The 19,284-nt window shown below is 58.3% G+C and carries 17 protein-coding genes and 1 tRNA gene; 7 read left to right on the forward strand and 11 right to left on the reverse strand.

All coding sequences use genetic code 11. From position 1 onward, the window contains the following. Positions 1–58: 58 nt before the first annotated feature. Together RZ517_RS11535 and RZ517_RS11540 are read left to right on the forward strand one after the other, a co-directional pair. Positions 59–1,399 (forward strand): M48 family metalloprotease, encoded by a 1,341-nt coding sequence (locus RZ517_RS11535; RefSeq protein WP_338548380.1) that lies wholly within the window; start codon positions 59–61, stop codon positions 1,397–1,399. 17 nt (positions 1,400–1,416) lie between these two features. Further along, positions 1,417–2,163, forward strand: a complete 747-nt coding sequence (locus RZ517_RS11540) for a DsbA family protein (protein ID WP_338548381.1) — start codon at positions 1,417–1,419, stop codon at positions 2,161–2,163. A gap of 41 nt (positions 2,164–2,204) precedes the next feature. On the opposite strand, the gene ispG is transcribed toward RZ517_RS11540, so the two are convergent. The 3 genes from ispG to hemA all read right to left on the reverse strand — a co-directional run bounded on the left by ispG (position 2,205) and on the right by hemA (position 6,048). Continuing rightward, the gene (gene ispG / locus RZ517_RS11545; protein ID WP_338548382.1) at positions 2,205–3,332 is read right to left on the reverse strand and encodes a flavodoxin-dependent (E)-4-hydroxy-3-methylbut-2-enyl-diphosphate synthase; all 1,128 of its coding nucleotides are present in this window, start codon (positions 3,330–3,332) and stop codon (positions 2,205–2,207) included. Positions 3,333–3,409: 77 nt separating this feature from the next. Further along, positions 3,410–4,714 (reverse strand): helix-turn-helix domain-containing protein, encoded by a 1,305-nt coding sequence (locus RZ517_RS11550; RefSeq protein WP_338548383.1) that lies wholly within the window; start codon positions 4,712–4,714, stop codon positions 3,410–3,412. A 110-nt stretch (positions 4,715–4,824) separates the two neighbouring features. After that, the gene (gene hemA / locus RZ517_RS11555; protein WP_338548384.1) at positions 4,825–6,048 is read right to left on the reverse strand and encodes a 5-aminolevulinate synthase; all 1,224 of its coding nucleotides are present in this window, start codon (positions 6,046–6,048) and stop codon (positions 4,825–4,827) included. A gap of 216 nt (positions 6,049–6,264) precedes the next feature. On the opposite strand from hemA, the gene RZ517_RS11560 reads away from it, so the two are divergent. Then, positions 6,265–7,653 (forward strand): dipeptidase, encoded by a 1,389-nt coding sequence (locus tag RZ517_RS11560; protein ID WP_317054950.1) that lies wholly within the window; start codon positions 6,265–6,267, stop codon positions 7,651–7,653. 6 nt (positions 7,654–7,659) lie between these two features. Continuing rightward, complete coding sequence (locus tag RZ517_RS11565) at positions 7,660–8,532, forward strand: alpha/beta fold hydrolase (protein ID WP_338548385.1); 873 nt, start codon at positions 7,660–7,662, stop codon at positions 8,530–8,532. A 376-nt stretch (positions 8,533–8,908) separates the two neighbouring features. On the opposite strand, the gene RZ517_RS11570 is transcribed toward RZ517_RS11565, so the two are convergent. The 7 genes from RZ517_RS11570 to RZ517_RS11600 form a co-directional block, all read right to left on the reverse strand. Then, the gene (locus tag RZ517_RS11570; protein WP_338548386.1) at positions 8,909–9,697 is read right to left on the reverse strand and encodes an FAD binding domain-containing protein; all 789 of its coding nucleotides are present in this window, start codon (positions 9,695–9,697) and stop codon (positions 8,909–8,911) included. An 11-nt stretch (positions 9,698–9,708) separates the two neighbouring features. Then, positions 9,709–12,072, reverse strand: coding sequence for a xanthine dehydrogenase family protein molybdopterin-binding subunit (locus tag RZ517_RS11575; RefSeq protein ID WP_338548387.1), 2,364 nt, complete (start codon positions 12,070–12,072; stop codon positions 9,709–9,711). Between the two features lie 46 nt (positions 12,073–12,118). Next, on the reverse strand, positions 12,119–12,604 hold the full coding sequence (locus RZ517_RS11580; RefSeq protein ID WP_338548388.1) for a (2Fe-2S)-binding protein: 486 nt from the start codon (positions 12,602–12,604) through the stop codon (positions 12,119–12,121). Positions 12,605–12,965: 361 nt separating this feature from the next. Beyond that, positions 12,966–13,595 carry an SCO family protein gene (locus RZ517_RS11585; RefSeq protein WP_338548389.1) on the reverse strand — a complete coding sequence of 210 codons (630 nt, stop codon included), beginning with the start codon at positions 13,593–13,595 and terminating at the stop codon, positions 12,966–12,968. Between the two features lie 8 nt (positions 13,596–13,603). Continuing rightward, positions 13,604–14,179 carry a hypothetical protein gene (locus RZ517_RS11590; RefSeq protein WP_338548390.1) on the reverse strand — a complete coding sequence of 192 codons (576 nt, stop codon included), beginning with the start codon at positions 14,177–14,179 and terminating at the stop codon, positions 13,604–13,606. Between the two features lie 8 nt (positions 14,180–14,187). Continuing rightward, the gene (locus RZ517_RS11595) at positions 14,188–14,637 is read right to left on the reverse strand and encodes a hypothetical protein (protein ID WP_338548391.1); all 450 of its coding nucleotides are present in this window, start codon (positions 14,635–14,637) and stop codon (positions 14,188–14,190) included. A 221-nt stretch (positions 14,638–14,858) separates the two neighbouring features. After that, positions 14,859–14,942: transfer RNA gene (locus RZ517_RS11600), tRNA-Leu, on the reverse strand. Positions 14,943–15,094: 152 nt separating this feature from the next. Here RZ517_RS11600 and RZ517_RS11605 point away from each other — a divergent pair. Then, positions 15,095–15,589: a Hint domain-containing protein gene (locus RZ517_RS11605; RefSeq protein ID WP_338548392.1), complete on the forward strand. Its 495-nt coding sequence runs from the start codon at positions 15,095–15,097 to the stop codon at positions 15,587–15,589. Between the two features lie 3 nt (positions 15,590–15,592). Here RZ517_RS11605 and RZ517_RS11610 read toward each other — a convergent pair whose 3' ends face one another. Further along, positions 15,593–17,287 carry an NAD(P)H-hydrate dehydratase gene (locus RZ517_RS11610; RefSeq protein WP_338548393.1) on the reverse strand — a complete coding sequence of 565 codons (1,695 nt, stop codon included), beginning with the start codon at positions 17,285–17,287 and terminating at the stop codon, positions 15,593–15,595. A 170-nt stretch (positions 17,288–17,457) separates the two neighbouring features. Between RZ517_RS11610 and RZ517_RS11615 the strand changes: the two genes are divergently transcribed. Both RZ517_RS11615 and glnA read left to right on the forward strand, forming a co-directional pair. Then, entirely contained in the window at positions 17,458–17,796 is a 339-nt protein-coding gene (locus tag RZ517_RS11615; RefSeq protein ID WP_317055214.1) for a P-II family nitrogen regulator, read from the forward strand. A gap of 33 nt (positions 17,797–17,829) precedes the next feature. Beyond that, positions 17,830–19,236 (forward strand): type I glutamate--ammonia ligase, encoded by a 1,407-nt coding sequence (gene glnA, locus RZ517_RS11620; protein ID WP_338548394.1) that lies wholly within the window; start codon positions 17,830–17,832, stop codon positions 19,234–19,236. The last annotated feature ends 48 nt before the right edge of the window (positions 19,237–19,284 follow it).

Here is a 19,284-nt window from a genome sequence, read left to right on the forward strand (position 1 = left end):
TCCCCGTAAACTGCGCTAACGTTTAGATGGGTTTCACTTGGAAAGCGCGACGCCGTCAATGTCTCTCTCGCACATCTTACGTATTCTGACCGCAAGCGCCCTGTTGGCGATGCTCCTGGTGCTGCCAGCACGGGCGCAGACCATCCTGCGCGATCCCGATATCGAACACGCCCTCAAACAGCTTGCCGCGCCCGTCTTGCGCGCTGCCGGATTGGGCACGGCGGGCATGCGGATACTCGTCATTGACGATGGCTCTCTCAATGCCTTTGTTATTGATCGGAATCATATTTTCCTCAATTCCGGCCTGATCCAGCGCATGGAAACACCTGACATGCTGCAATCGGTGATCGCGCATGAGGCCGCCCATATCACCAACGGGCATCTCACGCGACGCCCCATCAACCTGCGCAATGCGCGTACTGCGGCGGGGATTGGCTCTGCCCTGGCTGCCATTGCTGCAATCGCCGCAGGCGGCGGCGGAGAGGCCGCCAGCGCAGCGGCGCTGGGCGCACAGAACACAGCACAGCGGCTTTTCTTTGTCCACACTCGCGCCGAGGAAAACGCGGCGGATCAAAGCGGTTTACGTTACCTGGTCGATGCCGGGATCAGCACCGACGGTGCATTGAAGGTGCTTGACCTCTTCCGCGGGCAAGAACTGTTGTCTCGCCGACGGCAAGATCCCTACGCGCGTACCCATCCCTTGTCACAAGATCGCTACCGCACAGTACAACGGCTCAGCCAGGCCTACTCTGGCCGTGACACACCCAAAGACACTGCGGCCTGGTACTGGTTCATGCGCGCCAAGGGTAAGCTTTCCGCCTTTCAACGGTCGCCCAAATGGACCCTCAATCGCGCAGGCGAATCCGGTTATGCCGACATAAAAGCGATGCGCGAGGCGGTCGCCTGGCACCGGCGTTCCAATCTCAAACGCGCTCTACCTTTGATAGACAAGGCCATCGCGGCCAATCCGAATGATCCCTACTACTATGAACTCAAAGGACAGATTCTGATGGAAAGTCGGCAGTTCGACGCCGCCGCAAGCGCCTATGGCCGTGCCGCGAAGCTTGCTCCGCGCAATGCTCTGATACAGGGCTCATTTGGACGCGCCCTATTGGCCACGGGCCAGACCAAGAAAGCGTTGCAACTGCTTGAAAAATCTCGGGCATCAGATGGTCGAGACCCTCGGCTTTTGCGCGATATGGCTACGGCCTATGCCAAGCTTGGCAATGCGGGGATGGCATCGGTGGTCACTGCGGAGCGCTACGCGATGGTCAACCGTCTGGAGGACGCCGCGATCCATGCCACGCGCGCAACAGGGCTTTTACCTCAGGGCTCAGCAGGGTATCGAAGAGCGCAAGACATCCTGTCGGCCGCCAAGCGTGCCGCCCGAAACAAATAGGATTTGGGAGAGAGAGAATGAAAAACTGGCTTACGACCGTAGTGGCCCTCACCGCTCTCGCCCTACCCGCACATAGCCTTGATCTTGACAGGATGAGCGATGCCGAGCGCGAGGCGTTTCGTGCCGAAATTCGGGAATATCTTTTGGAAAACCCCGAAGTGATCATGGAGGCAGTCGCCGTTCTGGAACAGCGCGAAGCCGCGCAACAGGCCGAAGCCGACATGGCCTTGGTCGCCGCCAATGAAGACGCGCTTTTTGAGGACACGCATTCCTTGGTGGGCGGCAACCCTGACGGCGATATCACGCTAGTTGAGTTTATCGACTACCGATGTGGTTTTTGTCGACGTGCCCATCCTGAGATCGAAAACCTACTCGAAACTGATGGAAACATCCGCCTGATTGTAAAGGAATTTCCCATTCTTGGAGAGGATTCTGTAACCGCATCACGCTTTGCCATTGCGGTGAAACAACTCGTTGGCGACGAGGAATACAAGACCGTGCACGACGCCTTGATCGCCCTGCCAGGTGAAGTATCCGAACCGGCGTTGCGACGGCTCAGCGATACGTTTGGCCTGCCCACTGATGACATTCTCGCGCATATGGAAAGCGATGAAGTGACCGAAGTGATCGCGTCCAATCACGCCTTGGCGCAACGCCTGCGCATCTCTGGTACGCCGACATTTGTCATGCAAAACCAGATGCTGCGCGGCTTTGTTCCAGCGGATGAAATGCTGACTCTGGCAGAAGCGCTGCGGGCCGAGTAACGGAGTTTAAAACCAGACTGCAAAGCATTGAGATATAACACTTATTCCGCAGCTTGCGCCGCGTCTGAAGCATCAATCTCAGCTGCCTTTTTCTCAACCTGTTCCACGATGTGCTCAATCATCTCATCATTGGACAGTTTGTGGCTGGCTTTCCCCGCCAGATACACCATACCCGACCCCGCGCCGCCACCGGTAAAGCCGACATCGGTCATCAACGCCTCTCCGGGGCCATTCACCACACAGCCGATGATCGACAGGCTCATGGGCGTTTTGATATGCTCCAACCGCTTTTCCAGCGCCTCAACGGTTTTGATCACGTCAAACCCCTGCCGCGCGCAAGAGGGGCAGGAAATGATATTGACGCCGCGATGGCGCAGGCCGAGGGATTTCAGGATCTCGTAGCCGACTTTCACCTCTTCCACCGGATCAGCAGAAAGGCTCACGCGGATCGTGTCACCGATGCCCATCCACAACAGTTGTCCCAGCCCGATCGCGGATTTGATTGTGCCCGACACAAGCCCCCCGGCCTCGGTGATGCCAAGGTGAATCGGCGCATCCGTGGCTTCGGCCAAAGCTTGATAGGCCGCCGCCGCCATAAAGACATCAGAGGCCTTGCAGCTTATCTTGAAGTCGTGAAAGTCATTGTCTTCCAACACCTTGATATGGTCGAGACCGGATTCCACCATCGCCTCAGGCGTGGGCTCTCCATATTTCTCAAGCAGGTGCTTTTCCAAAGACCCGGCATTCACGCCAATGCGCATGGAACAGCCATGATCACGCGCGGCTTTGATCACTTCGCGAACGCGGTCTTCAGAGCCGATATTGCCCGGATTGATGCGCAAGCACGCAGCACCGGCCTCTGCCGCCTCGATACCTCGGCGGTAATGAAAATGAATATCGGCCACAATCGGCACCGGGCTTTCACGTACAATGTCCTTGAGCGCACGAGACGACTCCTCATCAGGCACAGATACACGTACAATGTCCGCTCCAGCCTCGGCGGCAGCCTGAACCTGTGCGATGGTGCCCGGGATGTCCGTAGTGACCGTGTTGGTCATGGTCTGCACGCTAATCGGGGCATCCCCACCGACCGGCACGTTGCCCACCATGATCTGTCGGCTTTTGCGGCGATAGATATTGCGCCAGGGACGGATGTGATTGAGCGACATGAGCGCGGACCCGCAACGTTGTAAACTTAATCTGACAATAGGTTGCAGCGGCACAAGAGGCAATTGCCTTGCGGCGTTTAGTCCTCGATCGGGGCCTCCGGCGTCTCTGTCACGCCCTGAAGCTCTGCCACGTAGCGCAGCAGGTCTTCATCTTGGCTAATGTCAGCGACCTGCAAAGCGTCTGCCAACATCTGCGCATCCAATGGCAAGCCAGAGGTCACTTGTCCACTTGGACCGGCCGGGCCGTAGTGCTGGCCGTTCATGGCAAAATAGATAGAACCGGATTCGCCCACGCGCAGCTCGGACGGTTCTTCGGTCACAGGGACATCCCAGCTGTCACCGGCATTCATGATGCCTTCGAACAGAACCGTGCCATCAGCCGCCCGAACACGAACCCAGGCCGGGCGCACAGCCACCATGCGCACGCCTTGCGGTTGATCGGTGAGGACTTGTGGGCTGATCAACGGGGCGTCTTCTGCACTTTGTTCATCCGATGTGACCGACGCCAAAGCGTTGGACGAGAAATTCGAAGGCAGAGACTCTGACGCAAAATTCGAAGGCGCCGTATCCGCCGAAGGAAGCTCGGGACGGAATGTACCCACCTCAGATGGGTCCAGCGTTGAAATCGGAGCATCGCGTGCTGTCAGCACAGGCACATCAAGCGCCTGAGGTCTATAAAGCCGATCCAGGCGTTCATCACGAGGCGCTTCAAATCCGCCATCCGCGGTCTGCGTCGGATCCTCCGACGTCTCGGCACCCGGAGGCGCGGCAACCACTCCATTGAGAGGATCAAGATCGCTCAAGACATCTGGTGTATTCTCAACCGGTGCAAACTGCACGCGTTGAACTTCATTCAGAACGCTCCAGCCGCCGTAGCCAATCCCGCCGATGAGCAGCATCAGAACAAGGGCCGACCCAATCGCGCCGGGTTCCACGCCGGACACAATGGAATCTTTGGCCGGGACAAAGGGTGTCTTGGGAACCGCAATCGGATCTTCGCGATGCATCTTGCGGCGCGCTTTGGCAATCTCGCCACGCCGTAGGCTCGACGCCTCTGCGGACATTCCGTGCGCGATAGAAAACCCGCTTTCCTGACAGAAGCCTTCAAATGCCTTATCGGGATCCATGTTCAGATAGCGGGCATAAGAGCGCACATAGCCGGGAATAAAGCCAGGTGTGTCAAAGGCATCGGGATCGCAATTCTCGATCGCAGCAACATACGACGCCTTGATCCGAAGCTCGCGTTCCACATCCAGCAAAGATTTGCCCATGGTCGCGCGTTCGCCGCGCATCATGTCACCGAGGCGCAGGTCAAATGCATCGAAACCGCGAGGTTCGTCTCCCGGTTCGTCTGACACACGTTTTGACCGGAAACCGATCATACCCTTACTGCCTTTGTCCTATGCCTGCTCGCAATCTCATGATTCGCGTGCATCCCGCCCGTCTCTCATAACTGTAACATATAGCAGATGCGAATGCACCCGCAGCACGTTTATGCAGACAATTCGGACCGATTTAAGGCGCAATGGCTCCAAAGTGCGTCCATTGCGTGGACAAGTTGGTCAATTTCTTGCGGCCCATGCACCGGCGATGGCGTGAAACGAAGCCGCTCTGTGCCTCTTGGGACCGTGGGGAAATTGATCGGCTGGACGTAGATGCCATAGCCATCGAGCAGCATATCGCTGAGCTTTTTGGTATGAACCGGATCACCAACGATCACAGGCACAATGTGGCTGCCATGATCAATCAAAGGAAGGCCAAGACCCTTGAGCCGCAGCTTGAGTGTCTTGGCTTGCGTCTGGTGCAGATCACGAAGCGCCTGATCGGTTTTGAGATGCGCCACAGATGCCGCCGCGCCAGCCGCCACCGCAGGTGGCAGGGATGTCGTGAAGATAAAGCCCGGTGCATAAGAGCGGATGGCGTCACACATCTTGGCCGTCGCCGCGATATAGCCGCCCATCACGCCAAAGGCTTTGGCCAGCGTGCCGTTGATGATGTCGATGCGATGCATCAGCCGATCACGTTCCGCAACACCTGCTCCGCGTGGCCCATACATGCCGACGGCATGCACTTCGTCGATGTAAGTCAACGCGCCAAACTCATCAGCCATATCGCAAATGGCCTCGATCGGAGCAAAATCGCCATCCATGGAATAGACCGATTCAAACGCAATCAGTTTCGGTGCATCCGGATCATCGGCAGCGAGCAGTTCGCGCAGGTGATCCAGGTCGTTATGTTTGAAAATCCGCTTGGCCCCGCCATTGCGACGCACGCCCTCGATCATCGAGGCGTGGTTGAGTTCATCGGAGTAGATGATCAGACCGGGGAACAGTTTTGGCAAAGTTGAGAGCGTGGCATCATTGGCGATGTAGGCGCTGGTGAAAAGCAACGCAGCTTCCTTGCCATGCAGATCCGCCAACTCGGCCTCCAGACGTTTGTGATAAACGGTTGTGCCGGAAATGTTGCGCGTGCCGCCCGAACCGGCCCCGGTGGCATCCAGCGCTTCGTGCATCGCCTCCAAAACGACCGGATGCTGCCCCATGCCAAGATAGTCATTGCCGCACCAGACCGTCACGGGCTGTTCGGTGCCATCCGGACGACGCCAGATCGCATGCGGGAACTGCCCCTTTTGACGTTCAATATCGATAAACGTCCGATACCGGCCTTCTTCATGCAGGCGCGCAATCGCTTCATCAAGCTTCGCAGAAAAATCCACGCGTCTTCCCTTCCTTGGCAGTCTGGCCTGGGTGGGCCACATGTCACCGAAATGACATGCTCAGGTTTCTTGGGACGGATATAGAACCCGTCGCTTGCAAGCAATAGTTTACAAATTGCCACGGGGGTCTCTTTGACCCAAATCAAGATGCTGGACAGTGCGCACGGGGCTGGTAGGGTCGCGCCAAACTCCACGACCAATGATTGGAGACATCTCATGTCCCTTGACGCCGTTTTGGCCCGAATTGATTCCGACATGCCGCAGGCGATGGATCGCCTGATGGAGCTGTTGCGTATTCCGTCAATTTCGACCGATCCAGCCTATGCCAAACCCTGTCAGGAAGCCGCCGATTGGCTGGTGGCAGACCTGCAAAGCCTTGGAGCGCGCGCTGAGAAACGCCTGACATCGGGCCATCCGATGGTGGTCGGCCATATTGACGGACCGGAAGGCAAGGACACGCCGCACCTTTTGTTTTATGGTCATTATGACGTGCAGCCGGTGGATCCCCTCGACCTGTGGCACACCGATCCGTTCCAGCCCGAGCTACAAGATACCCCCAAAGGTCAAGTCATTCGCGGGCGCGGATCGTCAGACGACAAAGGGCAATTGATGACCTTTGTCGAAGCCTGCCGCGCCTACAAGGCGGTCACTGGCACCCTGCCCTGTCGCATCACGTTTTTCTTCGAGGGCGAAGAAGAATCCGGCTCGCCTTCGCTTGTGCCTTTCATGGAAGAGAATGCCGCCGAACTGAAAGCCGACCTGGCCCTGATTTGCGACACGTCCATGGTCGCGCCGGGTGTGCCGTCTATTGCTTCACAATTGCGTGGGATGGTGAAGGAAGAGTTCACAATCCACGGCCCAAGAATCGATTTGCATTCAGGTCATTACGGAGGACCGGCGCTCAATCCGTTGCGCGAAATCTCTCGTCTCATCGCCAGCTTCCATGACGACACAGGCCGCGTGGCGGTCGAGGGATTTTATGAAGGCGTGCACGAAGTGCCGGACGATCTTTTGCGCCAATGGGAAAACAGCGGCTTTGATGAGGATGAATACCTTACATCCGTGGGCTTCACCGAGCCGCATGGCGAAGACGGCTATTCGACGCTGGTTCAGCAATGGGCACGACCAACGCTAGAAGTCAATGGCCTGTGGGGCGGGTATCAGGGCGTGGGCACCAAAACGGTGATCCCGGCCGAGGCGCATTGCAAGGTCACCTGCCGGTTGGTTGGAGATATGGACCCCGACGCGCTTCGTCGCAAGCTGCGCAAACATGTCGAGGACCGGCTGACCCCAGATGCGCGGGTAGAATGGAATGATGATCTTGACGGCTCGCCCGCGGCGGTGATGAACATCGCGCGCCCCGAGTTCGAAGCCGCGCGTCAGGCGCTTAGCGATGAATGGAACCGGGAGGCGGTCTTTGTTGGCATGGGTGGCTCGATCCCGATTGCCGGGTTCTTCAAGGAAATCCTCGGGCTGGATTCCATGCTGATCGGATTTGCCAACGAAGACGACGCCATTCATAGCCCGAATGAGAAATACAACGTCGAAAGCTTTCAAAAAGGCGTGCGCAGCTGGGCGCGGGTGCTGGACGAGCTGACAGGCTGATCTGTGATGATCCTGGGCTTTGAGGATCATGTCGAGATGTTGAACGGCATCGAGATTGCCTGGAGCATGGGCGGTGATGGCCCACCCCTGCTCTTGCTGCATGGCTTTCCGCAAACCCGCGCGCTTTGGGCAAAGGTGGCCCCGCAATTGGCCAATACGTACCAAGTGATCTGCCCCGATCTGCGCGGCTATGGCGCAAGCGGCAAGCCGCAACCCGTCAGCGCCTACAGCTTTCGCGAAATGGCGCGGGATCAGATCGCGTTGATGACCCATTTGGGCCATAAGAGATTTGCAGTGGCTGGCCATGACCGGGGTGGGCGCGTGGCACATCGTTTGGCTTTGGATGCGCCGTGGGCTGTCTCAAAGCTCTGTGTCATGGACATTATTCCCACCCATACCCTACTCACCAAGCTGCGCATGGATGTGGCGCAGGCCTACTACCATTGGTTCTTCCTCGCGCAGCCCGAACCTTTCCCGGATCACATGATTGCCGCCAACCCGGATCGGTACTTTGAGTCCTGTCTGCTGGGCTGGGGCGCGGCGCGGCTTGAGGATTTCGACTCCGACCAACTGGCCGCCTACCGTGCAGCCTGGCGCGACCCCGACACGATCCGCGGCATGTGCAATGACTACCGCGCGGCGATTTCCCACGATGTCGTGGACGATTGGTCTGATCTCGGTGCACAGATCACCTGCCCTATGCTCGTGCTCTATGGTGCGGATGGGGCCATGGGACAGACCTATGACGTGGGCGATACCTGGACGGACAAATGCGCGGACATGCGCGCCGCATCAATCCCGGGTGGGCATTTTTTTGTCGATTGCGCGCCCGACGAGACGTTAAAGGCGCTGCAAGGATTCTTTGCTGTGTCGAAATAGACGGTCGCTTTGGGCTGTCGAGTCCACTGATCACCGCAACACACTGGGCAAACGTCTCCTTTGGTGTTTGGAGTTGCAAGCTTTGTCGTGACCGTTCATTGAACTGCCTCGCCATGGCGCAGTCGTCGTGCGAGGAGCGCGCTTTGTTCATGCCAAGTCGTCAAGATGAGTTTCCAAAGTACCTTGCATCAACGAAACACCGGCCCATCGGACCGGTCCTGCACGGCGGGGCTACGCCCGTTGGTTCCGTTCCTTTGGAAATATGAATGAGTGTCCACCTCTCACACAGAAGTGCCTGCCGGGGACACCTCAGCCTTCGTCAACGAAAGCCCGGCCCGTTGAGGCCGGACTAACAAAAAAGCACAGAACCGGCTTGCTAAACCGCCTCAACCGCGCGACGGGTCATGACACCTACTAGATGGGCGCGATAAGCGCCTGAGCCGTGCAGGTCGTTGATCATGCCATCGCCAGAGAGCGACACACCCTCAAGGGCGGAAGCAGAGAAATCATTCGACAGCACCGCCTCGGCCTCGGACCAGCGGAACACACCGCCCTCGGACGCCCCTGTCACAGCCACGCGGACGCCATCGGCATATTTGGCCACGAACACACCCACCAGCGCAAAGCGCGACGCGGGTTGTTCGAATTTCTGGTAATTGGCCTTTTCGGGGACGGGAAATTTCACTTCTGTGATGATCTCACCCGCATCGAGTGCGGTTTCAAACATCCCCTGGAAGTAATCATCCGCCGCAATCTCGCGTGCGTTGGTGACAATAGTCGCTCCAGAGCCCAGCGCCCCTGCCGGATAACAAGCCGAGGGGTCGTTATTGGCCAATGATCCGCCGATGGTGCCACGGTTGCGCACCGCAGGGTCCCCGATGTTGTTGGCCAGAGACGCAAGTGCCGGATAGGCCCCCGCCCCGGCTGCGACGTCGGCGTGGGTTGTTCCCGCGCCAATACAGACCCGGCCAGCATCGTCCTGACAAATGCCCTGGATTTCGCTGATGCCGCCGAGGCTCACCAAGGTCTCAGGGGCCGCCAGCCTCTGTTTCAGCGTGGGGATCAACGTTTGCCCCCCTGCCAATGGCTGGTTTTCTTCGCTCTTGGCCAAAGCCGCGACCGCATCTGCGATTGTGCTCGGGCGTTCGATGTCAAATGCATACATGTCTGATCTCCTTACCCTTGCATGGCTGCCCAGACGCGCGACGGCGACACGGGCATATCGATATGGGTGATGTCATGACCTGCACGTTGCAGCGCATCGACCACCGCATTGACCACCGCAGGCGGTGAGCCAATCGCCCCCGCCTCGCCGCAGCCTTTCACACCCAGAGGGTTGTGCGTGCAAGGCGTCTGGCAGGAATGATCAACGCTATAGAACGGCACGTCATCGGCGCGCGGCATGGCATAATCCATGTAGGACGCACTCAGAAGCTGACCGTTCTCGTCATAGGCGGCATTTTCAAGCAATGCCTGACCAATGCCTTGCGCCAGACCTCCATGGACCTGACCTGAGACAATCATCGGATTGATCACGTTGCCAAAGTCATCCGCAGCCGCGAACCGCTCAATCGTGACCTTCCCGGTGTCGGGATCAACCTCGACCTCGCAGGCATAAGCCCCTGCGGGATAGGTGAAGTTCGCCGGGTCGTAAAACGCGGTTTCCTCCAGCCCCGGTTCGATCTCTTCAAGCGGATAGTTGTGCGGTACATAAGCCGCCAAGGTCACATCACCCCAGGCCACGGATTTATCTGTGCCTGCCACGGTGAATTGCCCATCCTTCAGCTCGATATCGGCCTCAGAGGCTTCCATCAGGTGGGCTGCAATCTTCTTGGTCTTAGCGATGATCTTCTCGGTCGCACGCACCATGGCCGAGCCGCCCACAGCGATAGAACGTGAGCCATAGGTGCCCATGCCCATGGGCGCCTTGTCAGTATCGCCATGCTCGATCTCGATCATGCTCTCGTCAATGCCCAGCATGTCGGCCACCACTTGCGGGAAGGCGGTTTCATGCCCCTGCCCGTGGCTGTGACTGCCAGTCATGACCGTGATGCCACCCGTGGCGTTCACCCGAACGGTGGCGGACTCGTAAAGACCAGCCCGCGCGCCCAATTGCCCTACAAGGTTTGAGGGCGCGATACCGCAGGCCTCAATATAGCAGTTCACGCCGAGGCCACGCAGCTTGCCGTTTTTCTTGCTCTCGGCCAGCCGCGCCTCAAAGCCCGACATGTCGGCCATCTCAAGAAGCTTGTCCATCGTGGCGTTGTAATCCCCGGTGTCATATTCCACCGCCACGGGTGTGGCATAGGGAAACTCGGTGACAAAGTTCTGCCGCCTGAGCGCGATGGGATCGACGCCCAGCTCACGCGCGGCTTTGTCGATCACACGCTCCAGTTGGAACGTCGCCTCGGGGCGGCCCGCGCCACGATAGGCATCGACCGGCACGGTATTGGTAAAGACCGCTTTCACGTTCACATAGATGACCGGCGTCTTGTAGTTGCCCGCCATCAGCGTGCCGTGAAGCCAGGTCGGGATGGAGGGCGCAAAGGTCGAAAGATACGCCCCCATGTTGGCGTAAGTCTCTGTGCGCACGGCAGTGAAATTGTTGTCCGCATCCAGCGCCAATTCGATCTTGGTCACATGGTCCCGGCCATGCGCGTCCGAGATGAACGCCTCAGAGCGCGAACAGGTCCATTTCACTGGGCGATTAAGCGCCTTGGCCGCAAAGGTGCAGAACGCCTCTTCGGCATAGTGATAGATCTTGGAGCCAAAGCCACCGCCTACATCAGGGGCCACAACACGCAGCTTGTGTTCCGGGATGCCCAAAACAAACGCGCCCATCAAAAGACGGATCACATGAGGGTTCTGCGAGGTGGTGTAAAGCGTGCTGTCATCGGTAGAACGGTTGTAATCGCCCACCGCCACACGCGGCTCCATCGCATTGGGCACCAACCGGTTGTTTCTCAGTTCCAGCGTGGTGACATGCGCCGCTGATTTGATGGCCTCATCCACGGCGTCTTTGTTTTCCTCAACAAAACCCCAGTCATAGCAGAGGTTTGACGTCAGATCGTCATGCACCTTGGTGGCACCGTCCTCCAATGCGGCCTTCATATCCATCACTGCAGGAAGCTCGTCGATATCGACTTCAATGGCTTCTGCCGCGTCGCGCGCCTGTTCGCGCGTCTCTGCCACCACGGCGGCAATCGGATCGCCCACGTGGCGCACCTTGCCTTGCGCCAGAACCGGGTGTCCGGGTTCCTGCATGGGCTCGCCATGGCGATCTGTCACCTGCCACCCGCAGGGCAATCCACCCACCTCGGCAAAATCCGCTCCGGTGAACACTCGCAGCACGCCGGGCATGCCCTCGGCAGCCTTGGTGTCGACCGATTTCAGCGTGCCATGCGCCACGTCCGAGCGCAGAAAATGCACATAGGCCTGACCGCGTAGGTTGATGTCATCTGTGTAGTTGCCGGTCCCTGTCAGGAACCGCACGTCTTCGCGCCGCTTGGAACTGGCGCCGATGCCTCCATCTTTGGGCATTTGATATCCTCCCTTTGATGCGATGCGCCGCGGCGCACCTTGCGCCTCATTCGGCGGCGATGCTGCTGACGTCTTGACCGGATACGGCCAGGATCGCCTTGACGATGTTATGATAACCTGTGCAGCGGCAAATATTGCCTTCTAGGTAATCCCGGATCTCCGCCTCACTCGGCTTGGGGTTGTCGGCCAAAAGCGCCGAGGCCGACATCACCATGCCTGGCGTGCAGAACCCGCATTGCAGGCCATGATGGTCCTGGAACGCTTGTTGAATGGGGTTGAGCGTGCCATCGTCGGCGGCCATGCCTTCGATGGTCGTCACCTCGGCACCAGCGGCTTCGGCGGCGAACATGGTGCACGCTTTGACCGCCTTGCCGTCCACATGCACCACGCAGGCGCCGCATTGGCTGGTGTCGCAACCCACATGCGTGCCGGTCAGGCCCAAATTCTCTCGGATAAAATCAACTAACAGCGTGCGACCTTCTATCTCACCGGACGCAGGCTTGCCGTTCACGGTCATGCTGACCTGTGCCATCGGCTCCTCCCTATTTGGCTTATTATTCGCTGAGGGGAGTTAAACATGGGTCGCGGCATATGAGAACCCGGTAATTTCAGCAATTTCATGGTCAGATTGGCGCGGCGACGGGAGGGGCAAGTTTGCAGATGTTGTGAACCTCCCAGAGTTTTCGGAGCGAGCCGCGCGATGGCCAGACCACGGGATGGCGATCCGCCATTAGTTCAGATCACATCACGCCAGCCAAACCCGCCTGCTCTTTGATAGAAGCGCTTTCGCGAACCATTAGCCAGCCCAGGGCGAACTGGCGATAGCGCGGCGGTGCTACGCGCCGTGAGTCCGCGCGAGCGGCGTTGCCCATGACCAAAATCACCTCCGCTTCTCAGGACCCCGCTTTCACATATTTCTGCACGATCTGGCTCACCTGTTCGGGCGGTAGTATGGGTGGCACTTGAGTGAGGACATTTCCCGCAGGATCAAGCACATAGATAAAGCTGCCATGGCTGTAGATCGGCCCATATTGCGGGTCGTCAAAGAGATGCTCGAACTCCACATTATACGCCTCATAGGCCACGTTCAGCGCCTCTGGCGTACCCGTCAGGCCCAAAAGACGGTTTGAGATTTTGGCAAGGCTTGGCCCCATGGTTTCAACGCTGTCCAGCTTGGGATCAATCGTCACCACAAGCGCCTGCGCCGCGACACCATCCGTTTCAAGCTGCTCCGCCGCCTGCGCCATCATCGGCAAGGCAGCACTGCAGATGCCCGGACAGTTGGCATAGCCGAAGAACAGCAGTTGATACTTACCATCAGGATCAGCTTGAGTTCGCTCCGCGCCGGTATGGTCCAAAAGCGCAAACGGCCCGCCAACCTCCCACGGCAGCGCGGTCGGCGCATTTTTCAGCGCCTCCTCCACTTGCGGCGAAATCGCTGTTGCCGCAGAGCCGCCGCTGTGATCCTCGCCGTCATGGGCCTGAGCTGCGACGGCCAGTGAACCGGCCGCCAACAGTGTCATCGCGCGCTTCATTCCGAAAACCACTCGGCAATGAATTTCTCATCCGTCTCAAGCCCTAGCCCGAGATATCCGTTCGCCTCGATTTTCGCCTTCACGCGCGGGTCGCGGCGGAACCACGGGCCTTTGCCCTTGGCTTCGGGGTGTGCAGCGGCCCATTTTTTGGTCCATGTGTTGGCCTTGACCCAGTCCGCATCGCCCACATTGCGAATTTTCTGGATGAGGTAAACATTCTTCGCACCCAGATCCGGATCTTCGATCATCAACCCGTCGACCTCGACATCAGCCTGGCAGTAAGGCGCCAATTCCACCGCCGCTCCGGTAAAGGCTGCCTGGCTGTTCTTATTGGGATAGACCAGCACACCGTCTGCCGCGCGCAACAGGCCCAACTGGCGTTTGCCATCGCCGCAATTGTCCGGGCAGTCCCCGGACAACTCACAGAGGATGTCGACCACCTTGGCTTCAAACCGCGCGGGCTGTTCGGCGAAAAGGTTCCAGCTCTTGGCCTCGGAATTGGCTGAGAAATCTTCGGCCGCCGCGCCCAGTGGAAGCGCCATGGAGGCCAGTGACAAAACCAGTTTTTTCATAACAGGCCTCATTTCTTGGGTTTCGGGATGGCAAAGCCCGGCACGGGGCCGTAATCTTCGTGGTTGAGATTGGTGATGCCCAGATCAGACACGACTTCTTCCACCACGAGGTAATTCAGACCATCGCGTTTGTAGAGGATACCGTCCGCCTCAATCACATGGCTGGCCAGTTTGAGCTGCGTGTCGCCGCTGGCCGAGCTGTCATCGCCCTCGATCTTGAGCACCATGTAAACTTGACCATCCTCCCCCAGAAGACCCACGGGGATACCACCCGCAGAACACCACAGAGCACAGGTGTGGTGCGCGGAGCCGACCACGGCGTCCGGTCCTCCCATGACACCGGAGTAATAGCACCAGGTGTCGATGATCTCACCCTTGATCTGAATGCGCTCCCCCTCGGCGGCAAACCCTGCCATAGGGGCCAACGCAAGAACTGCGGTTAGTAGTGTTCGTTTCATATGGCTCATCCTCCCCGAGCTGTGCTTATGTCCACCCAAACATGCAGCCCCGCAGGCAAACAAGCGATTTATCGGGGAGGTTGCATCCTGCTCACGCAGGCTGACACGGCAAAACCCTTTAAAAGCAAAGCAGACAGGCAAGTTTGACCCAGGCCGCTTGACGCAATTGTGAAAATCGATGCGCCGGGTCCGCACAATACTTAGTCAATTTTTTGAAAGTTTGGTGCGGGTGAAGGGACTCGAACCCCCACGCCAAAGGCGCCAGAACCTAAATCTGGTGCGTCTACCAATTCCGCCACACCCGCATCGACGCGCCTCTTAGCAAAGCAAGGGCCGGGATGCGAGAGCAAATCGACCGGGCGCGAGAGTAATTTGGCCGCAAAGAAAACGCGCGACATTTACGGAATCTTGCCATAATCTCATGCAAAAAACAGGCAAGATCAGAGCGAGTGGGCCGATGACGGCATGTAAGATCAGCCAGGCTGATACAGAAGATACGTGTATTCCTTTGAAACCAATCGGGATTTTACCCGGTGCTGTCGTGCTGACGCTGGATGGCGAGACGCCGGTTGAGGCGCTGCGCCCCGGCGCGCGGGTGATCACACGCGATCAGGGCATGGCAGTGCTGCGCCGCATCACGCGACAGACAGTTGAGACATATGCCGTGCAAATCCTTGCCGGGTCGTTGGGGCATACGCGCCCCGAGAGGGATGTCATCCTACCAGCAGAGCAACCCATGCTCATTCGTGATTGGCGCGCCGAGGCGCTCTTTGGTGCGGCGCAGGCGCTTGTGCCCGCGCGGCGGCTTGTTGATGGTGAGTTTATCACCGATCTGGGAATGCAACGGATGGCGCTTTTCACGCTGCAGTTTGACATGCCGCATGTCATCTACGCTGACGGGCTGGAATTGGGCAGTGATCCTGTGGCGCAAAGCACGTCACGGGCAGCTTAAGACTCAAAGGCCCAAGTTCCGAAACACCTTTGGCAGCTCCTCTGGCAAGTCCTCGGCAATCAGGCCGGGGCCAAAACTGAGCGCGCATTCCACATGCAGCCAGGCCGCCGTTTCCGCCGCCGACATCGGATCAATCCCGCGGGCCAGAAGCCCGGTGATGAACCCCGCCAACACATCGCCTGACCCGGCTGTGGCCAGCCACGGGGCTGCGCGGTCGTATTGGGCAGAGTTGATCGAACAGCGCCCATCGGGGGCCGCAATCACGGTTTCAGGCCCTTTGAAGAGCACCACGCACCCGGCCCGCGCCGCGGCCTCTCGTGTAGCATCGACCTTGGAATAGGCCGGGCCTTTGGTGGCGGGCGCGTTGAGTTTTTCGGCGATGTCCGGGAAAAGGCGGGCGAACTCGCCGGCGTGGGGGGTGAGGACGCAGGTATTGTGGAGTATGTGAAACAACGTTTCTGGCGCACCCTCAAAAGCAGTCAATGCATCCGCATCCAACACCGTAGGGCGGGGTTCCACCCCGCCACACACCACAGGAACAAACTCCCGCGCACGCTCAACGCCCAACCCCGGTCCAAGGCACAGCGCATTCAAACGGTCATCCTGCAAGACATTGGCCAGCGCCTCCGCGTCCTTGACCTGTTTGAGCATGATGGCGGTGATCTGGCTCGCCACTTCCTGTTGCGCCGCAGACAGCACGCCGAGGGTGACCAGCCCTGCCCCAATGCGCAGCGCGCCTCTGGCAGCAAGTCGGGCGGCGCCGGTTTGGCCGGGAGGGCCAGAGAGGATGAGGGCGTGGCCGTGGTCATACTTGTGACGGCCAAGGCCAAATCGCTTATCAAGATCACGGCCCGGCCATATCCGTGAAGACCGGCCCTTGGGCAGCTCAAAATCAAGTTCAATGACCTGGTCAGGCATTCGCGGCGCCTTAAGATGCGCTGGATGCAAATCCTCTGCGCCAAGACCGATATCCACCACTCGAATAGCGCCACAGCTCTCACTCAAGACGTGTCCGATCTTCTTACGGTGAAACACAATCGTCAGGTCGGTCCGCAACAAGCGTCTTGATGCATCATCCTGCCACCACGCCCAAGACCTTTCAAAATTCCTGTCGTCATCGCCGGTTTCTGTCGGGCGTTCCGGCATGAGAAAGTGACCGCTGTCGCAATCAAGTCCGGACGGGCAATCAACTGCGGCAATGTGAAACGGAACCAGCCATGGGTGCGAGTCACCGACGTCGCGCTTGCGGACGGCGTGATGCGCATTGGCCAGCTCAAGCGGGATCGCACGCGACAATCCGGTGCCAAACATCGCATCGATCAGAAGTGCAGGACGTTTACCCGTGGCCGCCTCTTCCACCGTCAAAGGCCGGATATCTCCCATTTCCGCCCAAACATCCCGGGTTTTGCGTGCATCTGGCGAAAGTTTGTCCGCTTCGCCGAAAAACAGAACTTCGACAGTCCAACCCTTGTCGCGCAAGCGCCGCGCCACGACAAACCCGTCGCCGCCGTTGTTGCCCGGACCGCAGAGAACCACCGCCCGGTGCGGGGCTTTGGCCAGGTCCGGCCATTCCTCGAACACCGCCTCGACCACACCCCGCCCCGCGCGTTCCATCAGCTCAAGGCCCGTCACCTCACCCGACTCAATCGCGGCCTGTTCGATGGCGCGCATTTGGGCTGCTGTGAGCAATTCGGTCATCTCTCTCCTACCCCTCGATTCAATTTCGCTCACTTCCTGTGCAATTTGCCTAAAATTTAGGCATTTATGATTTCGCATCCTTCGCGCGCTGGTCACAGCACCCTATCCGATTGTTCCCCCGAAACAGAAGTGGTCTGCACGTCTGCGAAAGTAAGTCGGAGGAGACGACCATGAAAAAGATCGAGGCCATCATCAAGCCGTTTAAGCTCGATGAAGTGAAGGAAGCGCTTCAGGACGTGGGCGTGCAGGGTCTTTCCGTGATCGAGGTCAAGGGCTTTGGCCGCCAGAAAGGCCATACCGAGCTTTATCGTGGCGCTGAATACGTGGTTGATTTCCTGCCCAAGGTCAAAATTGACGTGGTGCTGGACGATGATCAGGTGGACGCCGCCATTGAAGCCATCGTTGAGGCCGCCAAGACCGACAAAATCGGTGACGGTAAAATCTTTGTCAGCCCGATTGAACAAGCCATTCGCATCCGCACCAGCGAGACCGGTTCGGACGCACTGTAACATCACTCCAAAACAGCAAGGGGATTAAGGACCATGAGCGCAAAAGACTTGCTCAAGACGATCAAGGACGAGGATGTCGAGTATGTTGACATTCGTTTCACTGACCCACGGGGCAAACTGCAGCATGTGACGGTTATGGCCGATCAGGTCGATGAGGACTTTCTCGACGAAGGGTTCATGTTTGACGGATCCAGCATCGCAGGCTGGAAATCGATTGAAGCCTCGGACATGAAGCTGATGCCGGACACCAATTCGGGTTACATTGATCCCTTCTATGCAGAGAAGACTATGTGCGTGCATTGTTCGGTGGTCGAGCCAGATACGGGCGAAGCTTATGAGCGCGATCCACGTGGTACGGCGCAAAAGGCTGAGGCCTACCTGAAATCCTCGGGCATTGGTGATGTGTCCTACTGGGGTCCGGAAGCCGAGTTCTTCTTGTTTGACGACGTGCGCTTCTCAACGTCGATCAACAAGGTGTCTTATGAAGTCGACGCGCTGGATGCGTCCTGGAACACTGACACCGAGTATGAGATGGGCAATATGGGCCATCGTCCCGGCGTCAAGGGCGGGTATTTCCCGGTGAACCCAATTGATGACGCACAGGACATCCGCTCTGAAATGCTCTCGACCATGAAACGTCTTGGCATGAAGGTCGACAAGCATCACCACGAGGTGGCGTCCTGTCAGCACGAGCTGGGTCTGATCTTTGGCTCGCTCACCGAGCAAGCCGACGAGCTTCAGAAATACAAGTACGTCATTCACAATGTCGCCCAAGCCTATGGCAAGTCGGCGACCTTCATGCCCAAGCCCATCGCGGGCGATAACGGCACGGGCATGCACTGCAACATGTCGATCTGGAAAGATGGCAAACCTCTGTTTGCAGGCGATAAATATGCTGACCTCAGCCAGGAAGCGCTCTACTTCATTGGCGGCATCCTGAAGCACGCCAAGGCGCTGAACGCCTTCACCAACCCATCGACCAACAGCTACAAACGCCTGATCCCTGGCTTTGAAGCACCGGTTCTGCGGGCCTACTCCGCGCGTAACCGTTCAGGCTGTGTGCGGATCCCATGGACGGAAAGCCCCAAGGCCAAGCGCGTTGAGGCCCGTTTCCCGGATCCATCCGCCAACCCATACCTGTGCTTTGCGGCACTGCTCATGGCCGGGCTTGACGGCATCAACAACAAGATCGATCCAGGCGAGGCAATGGACAAGAACCTCTACGATCTGCCTGCCGAAGAGCTTGAAGGCATTCCAACAGTCTGTGGCTCTTTGCGTGAGGCGATTGACGAGCTCCGGGCAGATCATGCCTTCCTGCTGGCCGGTGACGTCTTCACCGAAAGCCAGATCGAGGGTTACATCGAGCTCAAGATGGAAGAAATCGAGGCGTATGAGCACACGCCACACCCGATGGAATTCCAGATGTATTACAGCTGCTAAGCGGCTCTGGGATATCTCCCTGCTGGGCGCCCATCTTGGGCGCCCTTT

The sequence above is a fragment of the Roseovarius sp. S88 genome (genome assembly GCF_037023735.1).
In the GTDB taxonomy this organism is placed as follows: Bacteria; Pseudomonadota; Alphaproteobacteria; order Rhodobacterales; family Rhodobacteraceae; genus Roseovarius; species Roseovarius phycicola.

Coding starts and splice junctions, on each gene's coding strand:
- glnA (WP_338548394.1), top strand. CDS start 17,830: ATGAGCGCAAAAGACTTGCTCAAGACGATCAAGGACGAGGATGTCGAG.
- RZ517_RS11580 (WP_338548388.1), bottom strand. CDS start 12,604: ATGGCACAGGTCAGCATGACCGTGAACGGCAAGCCTGCGTCCGGTGAG.
- RZ517_RS11535 (WP_338548380.1), top strand. CDS start 59: ATGTCTCTCTCGCACATCTTACGTATTCTGACCGCAAGCGCCCTGTTG.
- RZ517_RS11595 (WP_338548391.1), bottom strand. CDS start 14,637: ATGAAACGAACACTACTAACCGCAGTTCTTGCGTTGGCCCCTATGGCA.
- RZ517_RS11605 (WP_338548392.1), top strand. CDS start 15,095: ATGACGGCATGTAAGATCAGCCAGGCTGATACAGAAGATACGTGTATT.
- RZ517_RS11585 (WP_338548389.1), bottom strand. CDS start 13,595: ATGACACTGTTGGCGGCCGGTTCACTGGCCGTCGCAGCTCAGGCCCAT.
- RZ517_RS11550 (WP_338548383.1), bottom strand. CDS start 4,714: ATGATCGGTTTCCGGTCAAAACGTGTGTCAGACGAACCGGGAGACGAA.
- RZ517_RS11570 (WP_338548386.1), bottom strand. CDS start 9,697: ATGTATGCATTTGACATCGAACGCCCGAGCACAATCGCAGATGCGGTC.
- RZ517_RS11575 (WP_338548387.1), bottom strand. CDS start 12,072: ATGCCCAAAGATGGAGGCATCGGCGCCAGTTCCAAGCGGCGCGAAGAC.
- RZ517_RS11540 (WP_338548381.1), top strand. CDS start 1,417: ATGAAAAACTGGCTTACGACCGTAGTGGCCCTCACCGCTCTCGCCCTA.
- ispG (WP_338548382.1), bottom strand. CDS start 3,332: ATGTCGCTCAATCACATCCGTCCCTGGCGCAATATCTATCGCCGCAAA.
- RZ517_RS11615 (WP_317055214.1), top strand. CDS start 17,458: ATGAAAAAGATCGAGGCCATCATCAAGCCGTTTAAGCTCGATGAAGTG.
- RZ517_RS11590 (WP_338548390.1), bottom strand. CDS start 14,179: ATGAAAAAACTGGTTTTGTCACTGGCCTCCATGGCGCTTCCACTGGGC.
- RZ517_RS11565 (WP_338548385.1), top strand. CDS start 7,660: ATGATCCTGGGCTTTGAGGATCATGTCGAGATGTTGAACGGCATCGAG.
- RZ517_RS11610 (WP_338548393.1), bottom strand. CDS start 17,287: ATGACCGAATTGCTCACAGCAGCCCAAATGCGCGCCATCGAACAGGCC.
- RZ517_RS11560 (WP_317054950.1), top strand. CDS start 6,265: ATGTCCCTTGACGCCGTTTTGGCCCGAATTGATTCCGACATGCCGCAG.